The organism is Ruegeria sp. HKCCSA071 (assembly GCF_017872555.1).
Classification (GTDB): Bacteria; Pseudomonadota; Alphaproteobacteria; order Rhodobacterales; family Rhodobacteraceae; genus Ruegeria.
Window position 1 is genome coordinate 129,026 of record NZ_JAEDOX010000001.1, and the last position, 15,244, is coordinate 144,269.

Consider the following 15,244-nt stretch of genomic DNA (forward strand, 5'->3'; position numbering starts at 1 on the left):
ATTCGGCGGCTGACGGCGGATTTTTCGCAGCTTCAGCCCCAGCTTTCCTAGTCTTGGCAAAGCGTGTCGAAAAGTGACGTTAGGAAATTATGCGCTTTTGTGAGTTTTTCTTGATTAAGGCGTCAATAACGATCAAACGCCGCGTGTTTTCCCCCTTCTTGTGACGGGAAATACCTTTAGCCACACCCTGTCGCTGCGGGTTGCCACTCACGTTGAACCTCAATGTTCAAGAGCTATACCCCCTCGGAACTCGAACTCGACCCGCAGTGGCACGGTTACTGGAAACGGGACGTCCGCAATGCCAATTAAGACTTTGATAGGAAGACTCACTAATACCAGAAAGACCAAACGTGCGGCTGACGTGCTGCAATCGGAATACGCGCGCAATGAAGATCGGCGGTCCAAAACCAGCCAATCCGAGATTGCGCTTTTGTTTCAGAAAGAGTTGCGGGGCACCGCGCCGAACGCACCTATCCCGAAAAGGGCCACACAGCCGGCAGAAATGTCATCAAAACGTCTGCGCTGATCAGTCAGGAGCCATTCATGCGAGCGGCACGCCCACCGCGCCGCTTGCTGAGACGTGGTTTACGAGAAGGCAGGTCGTTCATGATTTCAGCGCGTTCGCTGCTGTCCATCCTGGACCAGCGAGAAATCTCGTCAATCGTGCGGTAACATCCGGTGCAGATACGCTCGGCCGGATGGACAACACAGATCTGGACACAAGGGCTTTCGACCTCATTGCGCTTCCAAACCATGTTCGTCATCGATCGGTCTCCGACCTGTTACAAAAAGCGCAGCCTGTCCAGCGCTCCCTGCAAGATATAACCTGCTGCAACGTGATCAATAACCTGTCCGCGACGTTTTCGTGACGTATCCGCCTCAAGCAGTGCTTTTTCTGCCGCAACCGTACTCAGCCGTTCATCCCAGAATCCGATAGGTAATTCCGTCAGACGGGACAGGTTTCGCGCAAATGCCCGTGTAGACTGGCAGCGCGGCCCCTCTGTGCCGTCCATGTTTTTGGGAAGACCCAACAGAATGCCGCCAATCTCGCGATCCGCAGCAATTTCGATCAACCGGGCGGAATCGAGTGTGAATTTCTTGCGCCTTACGGTTTCCAAAGGGCTGGCCACGCCCCGCATCCGGTCGGAAACTGCCACACCGATGGTCTTTTCACCCAGATCCAGCCCCATCAGCGCATGCATCGGGGGCAGCGCCTTGGCGAAGTCTTCGAAAACGTCGTGGATCATTTCGCAATCCCTGCTTGCAGGGCTGCGGCATCAATGATCTGCAAGGCCTCGGTGTTTCCGGCATACACCACCAGCGCCTCATTGTGGATATCCATGGCCCGTTGGCCCTGACCCAGAACACCCAGTGCGGCGATCAAACGAGCCCATTCTTCGGGCGCGCCGCCTTCCGTCGCCAAGCGGTCGGACAACTGATCCACCATTCCCTGAATCATCTGCTGCCGTTCCTCGGGGCTCATTTCTGCCGCTGCGGCCATGTCCTCGCGACTTGGGCTGGACGGTGCGCTTAGGTCCGGTGCGTTGAAAACCCCTGCCCGAAAGGCCAACTCATCAATCTGATCCCGGATCGCACCCGCCCACGGCGCGCTTGCCGGGGCTTCCCTCAGCGTTTCGACCCAAATGCGGTAGGCAAGGTCTGGTCGTCCGGTCTGAACCAACATTTGCCCCCAATAGTATCGGGCCGGGCCGTGATGGGGATCGCGTTTCAAAGCTTCGGCAAGAGCCTGTTCAGCTTCGGGCGACACATATCCACCCGCAGCCAGGATCATCATCTCGGCAAAATCCGCGTAGTGCTCGGCTGTGGCTGCGTCGCCTGACAGTTCGATCACCCTTTGTTGCGCGCTATATCCATCCTTGAAGTTTCCTGAATTGGTCTCATGCTGCGCCAAAAGCATCTGCCCCTGCAGATCATCCGGGCGGGCCGAAACGGTTTCTCGCAACTGCTTGAGAAGAGACGCGTAATTTTCGTCAAGCTGCGCCGCTTGAGGTGGGGTTGCCAGTTCTTCTGCGGCGCTCTGGGACGGACGATTTGCGCGCACCTCCTCGGCCAGTTCCAGCCGCGCAGTAAGGGGCATGTCGGGCAACCCGACGGCGCCGATACGATGATACATCGCCATCGCGCCCCCGGTGATGATCAGCATGACAACCGGAATTGTCACAATCGAGACGGTCCGTGATGGCCCGGCACCCGAGCCACCCTTTTTCATTTGTTCGTCAGCGGCAAGAATTCGTCGCGAGATTTCGGTGCGAACCCGTTCCGCATCTGCCTCACCAATCACCCCGCGAGCCAGATCCCGGTCAACACCAGACAGTTGTTCACGATACACCCGCAAATCGTAAGCCGCCGCAGGTTCATCCCCACGGCGTTTGCGCAGCAATGTGAAACTCAGAAATGCCGCAATCAGAAGCGCGACAAGAAAAATCAGAACCCAGAACGTCATGGCCCCTCCGAAGATGCTGCCCTGACTTAGACCTGTGGGGCGTCCGACAAAAGGGACAAATGGCCGCGAATGAACGACATGTCGCAATAGTGCGATATTGCGGCGTTGCGCGGCGCGGTTAAACTGTCACCGCGCGGCATACCTGCGCGCAATCACCGAACCGGATGGATTCGCTTATGAAACACTACTCAGCCTTTGCTGTCGCGCGGGAGGCCCTGCGCTATCACACCGGATGGGAACGCGCCTGGCGTTCGCCCGAGCCAAAGAAACGTTATGACGTCATCATCATCGGTGCTGGCGGGCATGGTCTTGCGACCGCGTATTACCTTGGCAAGAACTACGGCATTCAGAATGTCGCGGTGATCGAAAAAGGCTGGCTGGGTGGTGGCAACACGGGTCGAAACACAACGATCATCCGCTCGAACTACCTGCAGGATCCTTCGGCGGCGATCTACGAGAAAGCACGCGGCCTTTATGAGGACCTGAGCCAGGATCTGAACTACAACATCATGTTCAGCCCGCGTGGTGTGATCATGCTGGCGCAGACCCAGCATGAAATTCGCGGCTATCAGCGCACGGCCCATGCAAACGCCCTTCAAGGTGTGAAGACTGAATGGATCGGGCCCGAACGTGTCAAGGAACTGGTGCCTATTATCAATCTGGACGGCCCCCGTTATCCGGTTCTGGGCGGGCTCTGGCAGGAACGCGGTGGTACCGCCCGTCACGATGCCGTCGCGTGGGGCTATGCGCGCGCCTGTTCAGCGATGGGTATGGATATCATCCAACAATGCGAGGTCACGGGTGTCCGATCGCAGGATGGCCGTGTCGTCGGAGTAGACACCACCAAGGGTGCCATCGATTGTGACAAGCTGGGTATCGTCGTTGCGGGCCACTCCGGTCAACTGGCCGAGATGGCTGGTTTCCGTCTCCCGCTGGAGGCCGTCGCATTGCAGGCACTGGTATCCGAACCCATCAAACCCTGCATGGATGTGGTCGTGATGGCCAACACCGTGCACGGCTACATGTCGCAGTCTGACAAGGGTGAGATGGTGATCGGTGGTGGGACCGACGGGTTCAACAATTTCACCCAACGTGGCAGCTTCCATCATATCGAGGAAACCGTCCGCGCCTTGGTCGAAACCTTCCCGATGATCTCGCGCCTCAAGATGCTGCGCCAGTGGGGCGGTATCGTAGACATGACCGGCGACCGCTCACCCATCCTGTCGAAAACTCCGCTGGGCGGGTGCTTTATCAACTGCGGCTGGGGCACTGGCGGTTTCAAGGCGATTCCCGGGTCCGGCTGGGGCATGGCGCAACTGATGGCCACAGGTCATTCGCCGTTGACCGAGGCCTTCTCGCTGGACCGCTTCAAGGAAGGCCGCTTCATCGACGAAAGCGTGGCCGCCGGGGTGGCACACTGAAGGTGGGTCCGAGGTTGCCAAGAAACAGAATTCCGGTTGGCCATTGCGCCAACCAACCGCCAAAAGGATGACAACATGCTGATCCTGAATTGCCCTTACTGCGGCGTTGATGCCGAAGAAACCGAACTGGCCGCCGGTGGCGAGGCGCATCTGAAGCGTTTTGGTCCCGGCTCGTCCGATGACGAATTCCACGACTACCTGTTCATGCGCGAAAACCCCAAAGGCGTGCACTTTGAACGCTGGCGCCATGCCAATGGCTGCGGCAAGTGGTTTCACGCGGCGCGCTGCACAAACACGCTAGAAGTGTTTGGCACCTACACGGCTCAGACCTCCGAGCCGCCGCAGGACATCAAAGATGCCATCGCCGCAAAGCGCCCTGGATGGACCTGGAGAGAGTTCTCCTGATGCTTCATCTTTTCAAAAATACTCCCGCCGGAGGCTCCGACGCCTCCACCTGCGAAAGGTCCGCACAATGAGCACCCGTCTCGCAAAACAAGGCCGGCTGATTGACCGGTCGAAAAAGGTCACGTTTACCTTCAACGGCACGTCGATGCAGGGCTATGAGGGCGACACGCTTGCCTCGGCGCTGCTGGCCAATGACCAGATGATGGTTGGCCGGTCGTTCAAGTACCACCGCCCTCGCGGTGTCGTCGCAAGCGGTGCGGAAGAGCCGAACGCTCTGGTCGGGCTGGGGCAGGGCAACCGGTTTGAACCGAACCAGCGCGCCACCACGACCGAGTTGTTCAACGGTCTGACCGCGATCTCTCAGAACCATTGGCCAAGCCTTGAACACGACATCGGTGCCGTGAACACGGCGTTCGCCCGGTTCCTGCCAGCTGGCTTCTACTACAAGACGTTCATCCATCCGAAACCATTCTGGAAGCACGTCTACGAGCCGTTTATCCGTCAGTCTGCCGGTCTGGGTAAAGCGCCCGACAAGGACAGCCGCGATGCCGATACCTATGAGCACTTCTATGCCTTCACCGATGTTCTGGTCATCGGTGGCGGTGTGGCCGGTCTACAGGCGGCAAAGGCGGCAGCAGCTTCGGGCGCCAAGGTTCTGCTGATCGAGCAGAGCGCGTATTGGGGCGGTCGCGCTCCGGTTGACGGCGGCACGGTCAATGATGAGCCTGTGGATAAGTTCGTGGAGCAATTGGTTTCCGAACTCGAAACAATGGACAACGTCTCCATGCGCTCCCGCTGCATGGGCGCGGGTGTTTATGACCACGGTTACGTGCTGGGATATGAACGTCTGACAGACCACACGCCGGGCGTGCAAGGCCCGCGCCACCGCCTCTGGCGTATCCGCGCCAAGCAAATTGTAACCGCAACCGGCGCAATTGAACGCCCGTTGTCCTTTGCTGGTAACGATGTTCCGGGTGTGATGCTGGCTTCTGCCATGCGCGATTATGCCGTGAACTGGGGTGTCAACCCGGGCGAGCGTGTCATCGTCGCCACCAACAATGACGACGCCTATCGCACCGCGATTACGCTGAAGCAAGCGGGTGTGGATGTTTTGCGTATTGTTGACGCACGGGCAACGGCCGGACCTTTGGCAGAGGAAGCCCGCCAGTTGGGTATCCGCGTTGATCCGGGCAAGGCTATTGCCAAGGTCAAGGGCGGCAAGCGCGTCAAGAAAGTCGCCATCTGCAACCAGGAAGGTGTTGGAGGCGCTCGTGAAGAGGTTGAAGCAGATGCAGTGGCCATGTCGGGCGGCTGGTCGCCGGTCGTTCATATGTGGTCTCATTGCGGTGGCAAGCTGACCTGGGATGACGCGAATGCCTTTTTCCGCCCCGATCCCTCGCGCCCGCCGCTGGGCGCAAATGGTGAGGGCTTTGTTCTGGCCGCCGGGGCATCGAATGGTGCGCTGGTGCTGGGCGATGTTCTGACCGACGCCCACGCGGTGGGAAAAGCCGCAGCCAAGGCCGCAGGGTTCAAGCCGAAAAACATCAAGGCTCCGGTTGGCGAAACCACTGCAGAAGCACCGATGGAGGCTGTCTGGCTGATGCCGGCAAACGCCGAAATCCAGCTGCGCATGAAATCCTGGCTGGATTTCCAGAACGACGTCAAGGTTTCTGACGTCCAACTGGCCGCGCGCGAAGGGTATGAAAGCGTCGAACACACCAAGCGCTATACAACGCTGGGCATGGCGACCGATCAGGGTAAGTTGAGCAACATCAACGGATTGGCGATCCTTGCTGATGCGCTGGAATCCGAGATTCCCAAGGTCGGAACCACGACCTTCCGTCCGCCCTATACGCCCATTTCGATGGGTGCGATCGGGGGCGAGGCGCGCGGTGAAGTATTCCAGCCTATCCGTCAGACACCGATGCACAACTGGCACGACAGGAACGGTGCCGACTGGGAGCCGGTCGGTCACTGGCGCCGGACCTATGCCTATGTCCGTCCCGGTGAATCCGTGCATGACGCGGTGAACCGTGAGGTGAAGAACACCCGCGACAACCTCGGCCTGCTGGATGCCTCGACGCTGGGCAAACTGATCGTCAAAGGCCCGGACGCAGGCAAGTTTCTGGACATAATGTACACCAACATGATGTCCACGCTGATAGTCGGCAAATGCCGCTATGGCCTGATGTGTTCGGAAAACGGCTTTCTGATCGACGACGGCGTGGTCGCACGCATTGATAAGGACACCTGGCTGTGCCACACCACCACCGGCGGGGCCGAGCGTATCCATGGTCACATGGAAGAATGGCTACAAACCGAATGGTGGGACTGGAAAGTCTATGTCGCCAACGTGACCGAGCAATATGCTCAGGTCGCTGTGGTCGGCCCGAACGCCCGCAAGGTGCTTGAGAAGCTGAACGCGCAAGCGGGCGGCGGCATGGATCTGTCGAAAGAGGCGCTGCCCTTCATGGAATGGCGCGATGGCAAGATCGGCGAATTCGACGCACGGGCTTACCGCATCTCGTTCTCGGGTGAGCTGTCTTATGAGATTGCCGTGCCAGCATCGCAGGGTCAGGCGTTCTGGGATGCTCTGTTCGAAGCGGGGCAGGAATTCGGAGTAATGCCGTACGGCACCGAATGTCTGCACATTCTTCGGGCCGAGAAGGGCTTTATCATGATCGGCGACGAGACCGACGGCACCGTGATCCCGCAGGATCTGGGGCTCCACTGGGCGCTGTCGAAAAAGAAAGAAGACTACCTTGGCAAACGCGCCCATTCGCGCAGCCATATGGCGGACCCAGAACGTTGGAAACTGGTCGGGCTTGAGACTGTGGATGGTTCTGTTCTGCCTGATGGCGCATATGCAGTGGGTGAGGGCGTCAATGCCAACGGTCAGCGCAACATGATCGGGCGTGTCACCTCGACCTATTTCTCGGCCAACCTCGGTAAAGGGATCGCTATGGGCCTGATCAAGCACGGCCCGGACCGGATGGGTGAAATCGTCGAGTTCCCGGGCACCGATGGCAAAACCTACAAAGCCAAGATCGTGGACCCGATCTTCTTCGACAAGGACGGGGAGAAGCAGAATGTCTGAACCCATCAGCGCATTGAACCACGCCAGCTATGATGGCATCGCCAATGTCAGGGAATGTGGCCTGCAAGGCATGATCACCCTGCGCGGCGACTTGTCCGACAAAAGCCTCGCCAAGGCCGTAAAGGATGCGACTGGGCAGAACGTACCCGGTCAGCGCGAGGCGCTGGTCAGCGGCGATACCGGCGTATGCTGGATGTCACCGGACGAGCTGCTGGTGCTGGTCCCATATGCCGAGGTCGAGACCAAACTGGCCGCAATGGTCAAAGCTTTGGGAAAAACTCACACACTGGCCGTCAACGTCTCGGATGCCCGCGCGGTATTCACGATATCAGGCGCCAGCGCACGAGAAGTGTTGGGCAAAGTCGCCCCGGTTGATCTGTCGTCCGAGGCCTTTCAACCCGGCCAAATTCGCCGCTCGCGTCTGGCGCAAGTGGCAGGCGCATTCTGGATGGACGATGCTGAAACCTTCCGCGTGGTCTGCTTCCGTTCGGCTGCGGATTACGTTTTCAAACTGCTGAAGGTCGCTGCGCAACCGGGCAGTGAGGTTGGCGTTTACTGACAGTTTCCTCGGCCCGAAAGTACAAGACCGCCCGCTAATTGCGGGCGGTATCTTTTTTCAGGGCAGCCAACTTAATTTTCCTTTTTAACCTGAGCTTACGATTGTGAACGCGACGGCCTTGCATCCATTTGGAGAAAGTGTTTCAGTCTGTTCGCGCTAGATGCGAAAGAGCGTCTGACGTAAAATTTGCTTTCAAATCAAAGTACTTGGTTTCGATGGCACGGTCATTTTCCGGATAGGCCCTGATTTTCGCAAGGGCGTAATGACGAAGCATCATTATTCTCACAGCCCCTCTGTTCGTCCCTGTGCTGCTAATGCAGGGCCGGCGGCCGAAGGGCGCGAGTTGAAAACAAAGAGAACACAAGAAAAGGTAAATCAAATGAAACTAACTTCTCTTTTTCTGGCTTTTAGTTTGTCGGCAGTCGCTGCTCAGGCGGAAGTGCAAAGCTATGAATGCGACCTGCATAGCACACAGGATCGGGGATGCATTTCACGCAAGGTGCTTTTGAGCGTGGATGCAGACGGCAAGCGCGCAAGAGCCTATGACGGAGCAATTCGTGCGTCAAATGAACTGGCAAGTACTCCTGTTGAAACACCGGCAGACGCCAAATTCAAGAAAACGGGGAAAGGGGAATATCGGTTGTCGTGGCGTGTGACATTGCCAGCGCAAGCAACAGGCGACTATAGGGTTGCGTATACGGCAACGCTCAATCCCAAGAACAATGCCATAAAAATGAGGGTCAGCTTCCCGCACGCAAATGTGGGTCTCCGACCATATGGAACAGGCACGTGCAAACCAATTGCGTCTGCAGGCCTGTACTAGGCGAAAACAACGCCGTCGGGTCAATTGCGGCGCTTAACCTGTCAGCAAAAATGTTTTGAACCCGGAGAAGGTCGAAGCTTTGGTCATACACTCAAAGCTTCGACAGGTCTCGTCACTTGTCTGGCAGTGAGTGTAGAACGAAAGAAGCTCTGCCAATTCCTCCATACGATCCAGTCGTGTCTTCGGCTCCAACAGTCCTGCATGTGTTGAAAGATACAGGGCAGGACGCTGTTGCTTCAACCAGGGCACCAGCGTCGGCAGCACCGAAAATTCAGCGCCTTCGATATCCATCTTCACCAAAGACACGGCGGACAGATCGTTCACTGCGGCGAACTGATCCCAGGCAATCGTCAGAGCATCGGTTCCGTGCGCGCCGTCGTGCAAAAGGGAACTGGTAGAATCCCCGGGTTCGCCACGAACCGAGGCCATGCGGGCGACACCGAACTTATCCGACAGCGCGACACCCAAAGCGGAAACGTTATGAATGTCATTCAGATCGAGGTTCCAGGCCAGATGGCGGAACGCCGTGGGGTCGGGCTCAAAGCACCAGACATGGCGTGCCTTGCGCGCACCATAAAGAACTGTGGGCCCGATCCATGCGCCGATATCCAGGTAATCGCTTTCAGGCGAAAGATACCGGTCCATCACGGCAAAGGTTTCAGGCTCCCACTGGCCAGTGGAGGCTTTACGCCAGAACTTTGAATGGTAAGGGTCCAGACGAAACGGCTCGCCGTTCAGGTTGCCCGCATAGTAACCGCGGGCGCGGTAGAACATCTTGCGCGCCTGTGTCAGCATCGCCTGCCTCCGGGTTTTCTTGTCTCGGCCCTTGACCTGCGGCGGCTGCCAAAGCATTTAACCTTGGGAACCGCAACTCAAATTTAAACAGGGGGCCGACATGGCTTTTGAACTTCCTGATCTTCCTTATGCACATGACGCGCTGGCAGCCAAGGGTATGTCCGCGGAAACACTGGAATATCACCACGATCTGCACCACAAAGCCTATGTCGACAATGGCAATAAACTGATCGCCGGCACCGAATGGGACGGCAAGTCGCTGGAAGAGATCATCGTTGGCACCTACGACGCAAATGCCGTCGCGCAGAACGGTATCTTCAACAACATCAGCCAGCTGTGGAACCACAACCAGTTCTGGGAAATGATGGGCCCCGGCGATAACGCCATGCCCGGTGAGCTTGAGAAAGCTCTGACCGAAAGCTTTGGTTCGGTTGATGAATTCAAATCGCAGTTCAGCGCCGCTGGTGCCGGTCAGTTCGGCTCGGGCTGGGCGTGGCTGGTCAAGAATGCTGACGGCTCGCTGACCGTGACCAAGACTGAAAACGGCGTGAACCCGCTTTGCTTTGGTCAGACTGCGCTGCTGGGGTGCGATGTTTGGGAGCACAGCTACTACATCGACTTCCGCAACAAGCGTCCGGCTTACCTGTCAAACTTCCTCGACAATCTGGTGAACTGGGAAAACGTCGCGTCGCGGATGTAATGAATTGAACCGACGCCGGTTCATAAAGGGCCTGCTGGCGGTGACGCTGGCAGGCCTAATCACATCAGTCTACGGGTTTTTCATCGAACCCGGCCTGCGGCTGCGTGTGCGAAAATGGCACGTACGCCGAGAGGATTGGACTGCGCCGCCGCTCAGGATTGCCGTACTGGCAGATTTGCATCTGGGCGAACCTTTGGTCGGGCTGGACCGAATAAAACAGGTGGTACGGCGTACGAATGCGCTTGCGCCGGATATGATCCTGCTTCTGGGTGATTTCTTCGCAAGCCACAAAGGCGTTTTGCGTCCTGTCGAAATGAAAGATCTGGCACCGGTTCTTGCCAACCTTGAGGCCAAGAACGGCGTCTTTGCTGTACTTGGCAATCACGACTGGTGGGATGACCGGCAGGCGCAGCGCCGTGGTGCTGGCCCCAACCAATATGCCGATGCGCTGGAGCAGAGCGGAATTACGGTTTTGTCGAATACCGCCATCAAGCTAGAAGCTCTTGGTTTCTGGTTGGCGGGGCTTGAAGATCAGCTTGCGATCTGGCGCAACGGTAAACCGCAGGGGCTGGATGATCTGTCAGGGACACTGGCGCAAATCACCGATGACGCCCCGGTTGTGATGATGGCGCATGAGCCTGACATCTTCCCCCAAGTGCCCGCCAGGGTGGCCTTGACGCTGTCCGGTCATACGCATGGCGGTCAGATCCGCCTGTTTGGCTGGTCGCCGATCGTACCCTCTAAATTCGGCAACAGATATGCCTATGGGCATGTGCGCGAAGGCGGGCGGGATCTGGTCGTTTCCGGCGGCATCGGATGTTCCATCCTTCCGGTTCGATTTGGTGTGACCCCCGAGATCACGGTCATCGAACTGACTGCCTAAAGACCTGAGGTTTCACCAACCCCAACTCTAATCCGGATATGTGCGCCAATGATGCACCGCGGCGAGGGGTCGAACACTTTCGCAACCTGCCGGGTCTACCTCAGCTTGTCGCGCAGGGCTGTCATCGCTGTTTCCGCACCTTCAGCCCAGATGACAAAGTCGCCCAATGACCGATCTGCAAAGCCTTGATCGATCACCTGGTGCAGCAGGGTTTTCAACGCGTCCCAATAGCCGTTCACATTGACGATCACGATGGGTTTGTCGTGCAGGCCCAACTGCCGCCAGGTCAGTGCTTCGAACAGTTCGTCCAGTGATCCTGGCCCGCCGGGCAGGACAACGACGGCGTCAGCATTCATGATCATGACCTTTTTCCGCTCGTGCATGGTTTCTGTGATCACGAAATGGGTCAGGTCGGTCTTGCCGACCTCTCGTTTGACCAGATGCACCGGAATGACGCCAAAGGTCTCGCCACCGGCCTGTTGCGCGGCCCGGGCGACTTCGCCCATCAGCCCGACATCTCCGGCACCGTAAACCAGCCGCCAGCCTTCCTGCGCAAGAAGGCGGCCAAACTGTCGTGCGGTTTCAGAATAAGCCTTCTCGGCCCCATTGCGTGACCCGCAATACACACAGACGGATTTCTGAGACATGAAAGAGACGCTCCGGGGTTGTGTCAGAGGTTTTGACCCGTGATAGCGGGATTGATAGATTGGCTCAACTGTCCGCTGGAAGGCTTTTGAAGACAAAGCTTTTGTACGGTGGGGTGAAAGGAAAACAATGGACGCCAAATCGGGAAACGGAAGCTCGGGCAATTTTGTCTGGGGTGTGATTGCGGGTCTGGTTGCCGTGCTGGGCGTTGGCGGTTTGTATCTGTCCGGTGCTTTCACCAAAGCGCCAGAGCCTGAGGCGGGCGCACCGCAGGAACCCGCGTCCGTTGCAACCACGCAGCCGCAGGAACAAGCCGCCGAAGCGCCCGCGGAAACCGCCACAACAGAACCAGCTGAGCAGGCCACCGTAACACCGGATGAGGCACCAACCGCTGAACCTGTCGAAGATACGGCTGCGGCAACAGATGTTGTTCCAGATTCTGAACCTGCGGTGGCCCAATCGGAAGAGAATGCACCGGCACGCACGGCCCCCCCGGTTTTAGATCAGATTTTTGTTGAAGCAGACGGAACGGCGCTTTTGTCAGGTGACGCTGAGCCGGGCAGCCAGATTGAGGTTCTGCTGAACGGTGAAACCGTACACACATTCACGGTGGACAGCAGCGGGCAGTTCGCCGAGTTCGTCTCGATCCCCTTCAGCGATAACGCGCAGGGGCTAATCCTGCACAGCAAAAACGGCGCGCAAACGACCCGGTCTGACGACTATCTGATCGCCGCTCTGCCGAAGCCGGTCGAAGAAGAGCCGGTTGCGCAGCAAACTGACGCTGCCGATCAGGGCGAAACAACCAAAGCTGAAGAACAGATAGCCTCGGCGGTTGTTGATCCAGAGACCGAAACCCCAGTTGAGACCGAAACACCAGACCCTGTAGCGACCGCGCCAGAAACCAGCGAAGCGCAGGTTGCCGACCAGTCGGCAGAGACATCTGAAACGGGTCAGCAGATCGCGGTACTGCGGTCGGGCGAAGAAGGCGTTGAACTCGTGCAACCGCCCGTAGTTCGGGATACCCCGCCGGAACAGGTCGCGCTGGATACCATCGGGTATTCTGAGACCGGTGATGTTCAGTTGACCGGGCGAGTGCAGGACGGGGCGGCCATCAGGGTATATCTGGACAATCGTCTGGTTGCTGACCTCGCTCCGGAACAGGATGGATCCTGGCGGAGTGATCTGGACGGCATCGACCCCGGTGTTTACACGTTGCGTGTTGACGCTGTGAACACGGACGGGACAGTTCGCAGCCGGGTCGAAACCCCGTTCAAACGCGAGCCTGTGGAAGTGTTAGAAGCTGCAACGGGTGGCGGTGACGGAACGGCCGGGCAGGACAATGCACCGGCAATCCGGTCGGTCACTGTGCAACGGGGCGACACGCTGTGGGCGATCTCGCGTGACCGCTTTGGCGATGGCATCCTGTATGTGCGCCTGTTCGAAGCCAACCGCGACTTGATCCGCGACCCGGATCTGATCTATCCGGGGCAAATCTTTACGATACCGGAATAATCAACGCACTGGCCCGTTGCGGGCCAGAGCCTTTCTCTGACCGCAGACAAGGTACGTGATGAGACGAACATCTCCGATGGCCTCGAGTGACGGGGTGCAGAGCGGCGAGCGCAGTTCAGGCTGGCGGACAATCCGCAAGGTTGCGCCCTACCTCTGGCCGCAGGACGAGGTTTGGGTAAAGCGCCGCGTGGTTATCGCAATGGCGATGCTGGTTCTGGCCAAACTGATCGCGGTCTATACCCCGATCCTATACAAAGGCGCCGTTGATTCTTTGGCAGGTGAAGGCGTGCCGCCGCTGGCGCTGGGCGCAGTGGGTGTGACGGTTGCCTACGGCGTGGCGCGTATGATGACGGTTGGGTTCCAGCAACTGCGGGACGCCGCCTTTGCCCCTGTCGGACAGCGGGCCTTGCGGGCGCTGGCGTTGGAGACGTTCCGGCATATCCATAACCTGTCCATGCGCTATCACGTCTCGCGCCGCACCGGCGGGCTGAGTCGTATCATCGAGAGGGGCGTCAAAGGCGTGGAATTCCTGCTGCGATTCCTGCTGTTCTCGATCGGGCCGCTGATCCTGGAACTGTTGCTGGTTGCGATCATCCTGATGTGGTTGTTCGACGTCTGGTATCTGGTCGTCGTCGCCGTCACCATCGGCCTTTATATCTGGTTCACCTTTGCCGTGACCGAATGGCGGGTAAAGCTGCGGCGTGAGATGAACGACCAGGACACCGAAGCCAATCAGCGTGCCATTGACAGTTTGCTGAACTTCGAAACCGTCAAGTATTTCAACGCGGAAGCGCGCGAAGCTGCACGTTACGACGTGTCGATGAAAGCCTATGCCGGCGCGGCGCTGAAAACGGCCTATTCGCTGGCGTTTCTGAATTTTGGCCAGTCATTCCTGATCACCTGCGGCCTGATCGGAGTCATGGTTCTGGCCGCGATTGGCGTTCAGAATGGAAACCTGACTGTGGGCGATTTTGTCATGGTCAACGCCTACATGATCCAGATTACCGTTCCGCTGAACTTTCTGGGGACGGTCTATCGTGAGATCCGGCAATCGCTGGTTGATATGGGGCAGATGTTTGATCTGCTCGAACAACCTGCCGAAGTCACCGATGAGCCCGATGCACCCGAACTTACGGTCAATGGTGGTGAGGTCACACTTGAGGAAGTGCATTTTGGGTATGACCCTGAAAGGGAAATCCTAAAGGGCATTTCCTTGACGGTTCCTGCCGGGCAGACGGTCGCAATCGTTGGGGCAACCGGGTCTGGCAAGTCGACTATCGGGCGGCTGTTGTTCCGGTTTTACGACGTGACCAAAGGCGCACTGAAGATCGATGGACAGGATGTGCGGAATGTGACCCAGACCAGCCTGCACGCGGCCATCGGCGTTGTGCCGCAGGACACGGTGCTGTTTAACGACACCATTCGCTACAACATTGCGTATGGGCGCGACGATGCCACCCCTGAGGATGTCGAGGCCGCAGCCCGGGCCGCCCAGATTCACGACTTCATCACTTCGCTGCCCGACGGGTACGACACCATGGTGGGTGAGCGCGGTCTGAAACTGTCCGGCGGCGAAAAGCAACGTGTTGGCATAGCGCGGACATTGCTGAAGAACCCTCCGATCCTGTTGCTGGACGAGGCGACCTCGGCCCTGGATACCGACACGGAACAGGACATCAAGGATGCGCTGGCACACGCAGGGGAGGGGCGGACCGTGATCACGATTGCCCATCGCCTCAGCACGATTGCCGAGGCGGATCGGATTGTTGTTCTTGAGGCCGGTGAGATCATCGAACAGGGCACACATGACGAGCTGTTGGCGCGGTCCGGGCGATATGCTCAACTGTGGAACCGCCAGCAGTCGGACAGTGAGGCCGCCTGAGGGCCTCATCTTGCCCCGCGGAATGTGCTAGGATGCGCCGTGCAAAAAGGTGAACGCC

Annotated in this window: 15 protein-coding genes; 10 read left to right on the forward strand and 5 right to left on the reverse strand. The window is 58.1% G+C overall.

Annotation, left to right across the window (positions count from 1 at the left end; translation table 11 throughout):
• Nucleotides 1-298 precede the first annotated feature (298 nt).
• A complete protein-coding gene (locus I9188_RS00660; protein ID WP_209503448.1) occupies nucleotides 299-526 on the forward strand; it encodes a hypothetical protein in 228 nt (75 codons plus the stop codon).
• Nucleotides 527-530: 4 nt separating this feature from the next.
• Here I9188_RS00660 and I9188_RS00665 read toward each other — a convergent pair whose 3' ends face one another.
• The 3 genes from I9188_RS00665 to ccmI are packed head-to-tail and all read right to left on the reverse strand — an operon-like array spanning nucleotide 531 to nucleotide 2,464.
• A complete protein-coding gene (locus I9188_RS00665) occupies nucleotides 531-764 on the reverse strand; it encodes a DUF1289 domain-containing protein (protein WP_209503450.1) in 234 nt (77 codons plus the stop codon).
• A gap of 18 nt (nucleotides 765-782) precedes the next feature.
• Nucleotides 783-1,247 (reverse strand): Holliday junction resolvase RuvX, encoded by a 465-nt coding sequence (gene ruvX / locus I9188_RS00670; protein WP_209503452.1) that lies wholly within the window; start codon nucleotides 1,245-1,247, stop codon nucleotides 783-785.
• Complete coding sequence (gene ccmI, locus I9188_RS00675) at nucleotides 1,244-2,464, reverse strand: c-type cytochrome biogenesis protein CcmI (RefSeq protein ID WP_209503454.1); 1,221 nt, start codon at nucleotides 2,462-2,464, stop codon at nucleotides 1,244-1,246. The genes ruvX and ccmI overlap by 4 nt, the downstream gene beginning before the upstream one ends.
• A 176-nt stretch (nucleotides 2,465-2,640) precedes the next feature.
• On the opposite strand from ccmI, the gene I9188_RS00680 reads away from it, so the two are divergent.
• The 5 genes from I9188_RS00680 (at nucleotide 2,641) to I9188_RS00700 (ending at nucleotide 8,769) form a co-directional block, all read left to right on the forward strand.
• Entirely contained in the window at nucleotides 2,641-3,885 is a 1,245-nt protein-coding gene (locus tag I9188_RS00680; protein WP_209503456.1) for a sarcosine oxidase subunit beta family protein, read from the forward strand.
• Nucleotides 3,886-3,960: 75 nt separating this feature from the next.
• Nucleotides 3,961-4,290 carry a sarcosine oxidase subunit delta gene (locus I9188_RS00685; protein ID WP_209503458.1) on the forward strand — a complete coding sequence of 110 codons (330 nt, stop codon included), beginning with the start codon at nucleotides 3,961-3,963 and terminating at the stop codon, nucleotides 4,288-4,290.
• Nucleotides 4,291-4,357: 67 nt separating this feature from the next.
• Nucleotides 4,358-7,387, forward strand: coding sequence for a sarcosine oxidase subunit alpha family protein (locus I9188_RS00690; RefSeq protein ID WP_209503460.1), 3,030 nt, complete (start codon nucleotides 4,358-4,360; stop codon nucleotides 7,385-7,387).
• Nucleotides 7,380-7,946 (forward strand): sarcosine oxidase subunit gamma family protein, encoded by a 567-nt coding sequence (locus I9188_RS00695; RefSeq protein WP_209503462.1) that lies wholly within the window; start codon nucleotides 7,380-7,382, stop codon nucleotides 7,944-7,946. The genes I9188_RS00690 and I9188_RS00695 overlap by 8 nt, the downstream gene beginning before the upstream one ends.
• Before the next feature lie 262 nt (nucleotides 7,947-8,208).
• A complete protein-coding gene (locus tag I9188_RS00700) occupies nucleotides 8,209-8,769 on the forward strand; it encodes a hypothetical protein (RefSeq protein WP_209503464.1) in 561 nt (186 codons plus the stop codon).
• A gap of 33 nt (nucleotides 8,770-8,802) precedes the next feature.
• Here I9188_RS00700 and I9188_RS00705 read toward each other — a convergent pair whose 3' ends face one another.
• A complete protein-coding gene (locus I9188_RS00705) occupies nucleotides 8,803-9,564 on the reverse strand; it encodes an FkbM family methyltransferase (protein ID WP_209503466.1) in 762 nt (253 codons plus the stop codon).
• Between the two features lie 100 nt (nucleotides 9,565-9,664).
• Between I9188_RS00705 and I9188_RS00710 the strand changes: the two genes are divergently transcribed.
• Nucleotides 9,665-10,264, forward strand: a complete 600-nt coding sequence (locus I9188_RS00710; protein ID WP_209503468.1) for a superoxide dismutase — start codon at nucleotides 9,665-9,667, stop codon at nucleotides 10,262-10,264.
• 4 nt (nucleotides 10,265-10,268) lie between these two features.
• The gene (locus I9188_RS00715) at nucleotides 10,269-11,147 is read left to right on the forward strand and encodes a metallophosphoesterase (protein WP_209503470.1); all 879 of its coding nucleotides are present in this window, start codon (nucleotides 10,269-10,271) and stop codon (nucleotides 11,145-11,147) included.
• Nucleotides 11,148-11,242: 95 nt separating this feature from the next.
• Here the strand turns inward: I9188_RS00715 and I9188_RS00720 are convergent, their stop codons facing one another.
• The gene (locus tag I9188_RS00720) at nucleotides 11,243-11,794 is read right to left on the reverse strand and encodes a TIGR00730 family Rossman fold protein (protein WP_209503472.1); all 552 of its coding nucleotides are present in this window, start codon (nucleotides 11,792-11,794) and stop codon (nucleotides 11,243-11,245) included.
• A gap of 127 nt (nucleotides 11,795-11,921) precedes the next feature.
• Between I9188_RS00720 and I9188_RS00725 the strand changes: the two genes are divergently transcribed.
• Both I9188_RS00725 and I9188_RS00730 read left to right on the forward strand, forming a co-directional pair.
• Entirely contained in the window at nucleotides 11,922-13,304 is a 1,383-nt protein-coding gene (locus tag I9188_RS00725; protein WP_209503474.1) for a LysM peptidoglycan-binding domain-containing protein, read from the forward strand.
• Between the two features lie 76 nt (nucleotides 13,305-13,380).
• Entirely contained in the window at nucleotides 13,381-15,186 is a 1,806-nt protein-coding gene (locus I9188_RS00730) for an ABC transporter ATP-binding protein/permease (protein ID WP_209504859.1), read from the forward strand.
• The last annotated feature ends 58 nt before the right edge of the window (nucleotides 15,187-15,244 follow it).

What these genes read in the sequence shown, in the direction of transcription:
- I9188_RS00705 (WP_209503466.1), bottom strand. Translation starts at nt 9,564, where the DNA reads ATGCTGACACAGGCGCGCAAGATGTTCTACCGCGCCCGCGGTTACTAT.
- ruvX (WP_209503452.1), bottom strand. Translation starts at nt 1,247, where the DNA reads ATGATCCACGACGTTTTCGAAGACTTCGCCAAGGCGCTGCCCCCGATG.
- I9188_RS00700 (WP_209503464.1), top strand. Translation starts at nt 8,209, where the DNA reads ATGACGAAGCATCATTATTCTCACAGCCCCTCTGTTCGTCCCTGTGCT.
- I9188_RS00725 (WP_209503474.1), top strand. Translation starts at nt 11,922, where the DNA reads ATGGACGCCAAATCGGGAAACGGAAGCTCGGGCAATTTTGTCTGGGGT.
- I9188_RS00685 (WP_209503458.1), top strand. Translation starts at nt 3,961, where the DNA reads ATGCTGATCCTGAATTGCCCTTACTGCGGCGTTGATGCCGAAGAAACC.
- ccmI (WP_209503454.1), bottom strand. Translation starts at nt 2,464, where the DNA reads ATGACGTTCTGGGTTCTGATTTTTCTTGTCGCGCTTCTGATTGCGGCA.
- I9188_RS00730 (WP_209504859.1), top strand. Translation starts at nt 13,381, where the DNA reads ATGGCCTCGAGTGACGGGGTGCAGAGCGGCGAGCGCAGTTCAGGCTGG.
- I9188_RS00690 (WP_209503460.1), top strand. Translation starts at nt 4,358, where the DNA reads ATGAGCACCCGTCTCGCAAAACAAGGCCGGCTGATTGACCGGTCGAAA.
- I9188_RS00665 (WP_209503450.1), bottom strand. Translation starts at nt 764, where the DNA reads ATGACGAACATGGTTTGGAAGCGCAATGAGGTCGAAAGCCCTTGTGTC.
- I9188_RS00695 (WP_209503462.1), top strand. Translation starts at nt 7,380, where the DNA reads ATGTCTGAACCCATCAGCGCATTGAACCACGCCAGCTATGATGGCATC.
- I9188_RS00710 (WP_209503468.1), top strand. Translation starts at nt 9,665, where the DNA reads ATGGCTTTTGAACTTCCTGATCTTCCTTATGCACATGACGCGCTGGCA.
- I9188_RS00720 (WP_209503472.1), bottom strand. Translation starts at nt 11,794, where the DNA reads ATGTCTCAGAAATCCGTCTGTGTGTATTGCGGGTCACGCAATGGGGCC.
- I9188_RS00680 (WP_209503456.1), top strand. Translation starts at nt 2,641, where the DNA reads ATGAAACACTACTCAGCCTTTGCTGTCGCGCGGGAGGCCCTGCGCTAT.
- I9188_RS00660 (WP_209503448.1), top strand. Translation starts at nt 299, where the DNA reads ATGCCAATTAAGACTTTGATAGGAAGACTCACTAATACCAGAAAGACC.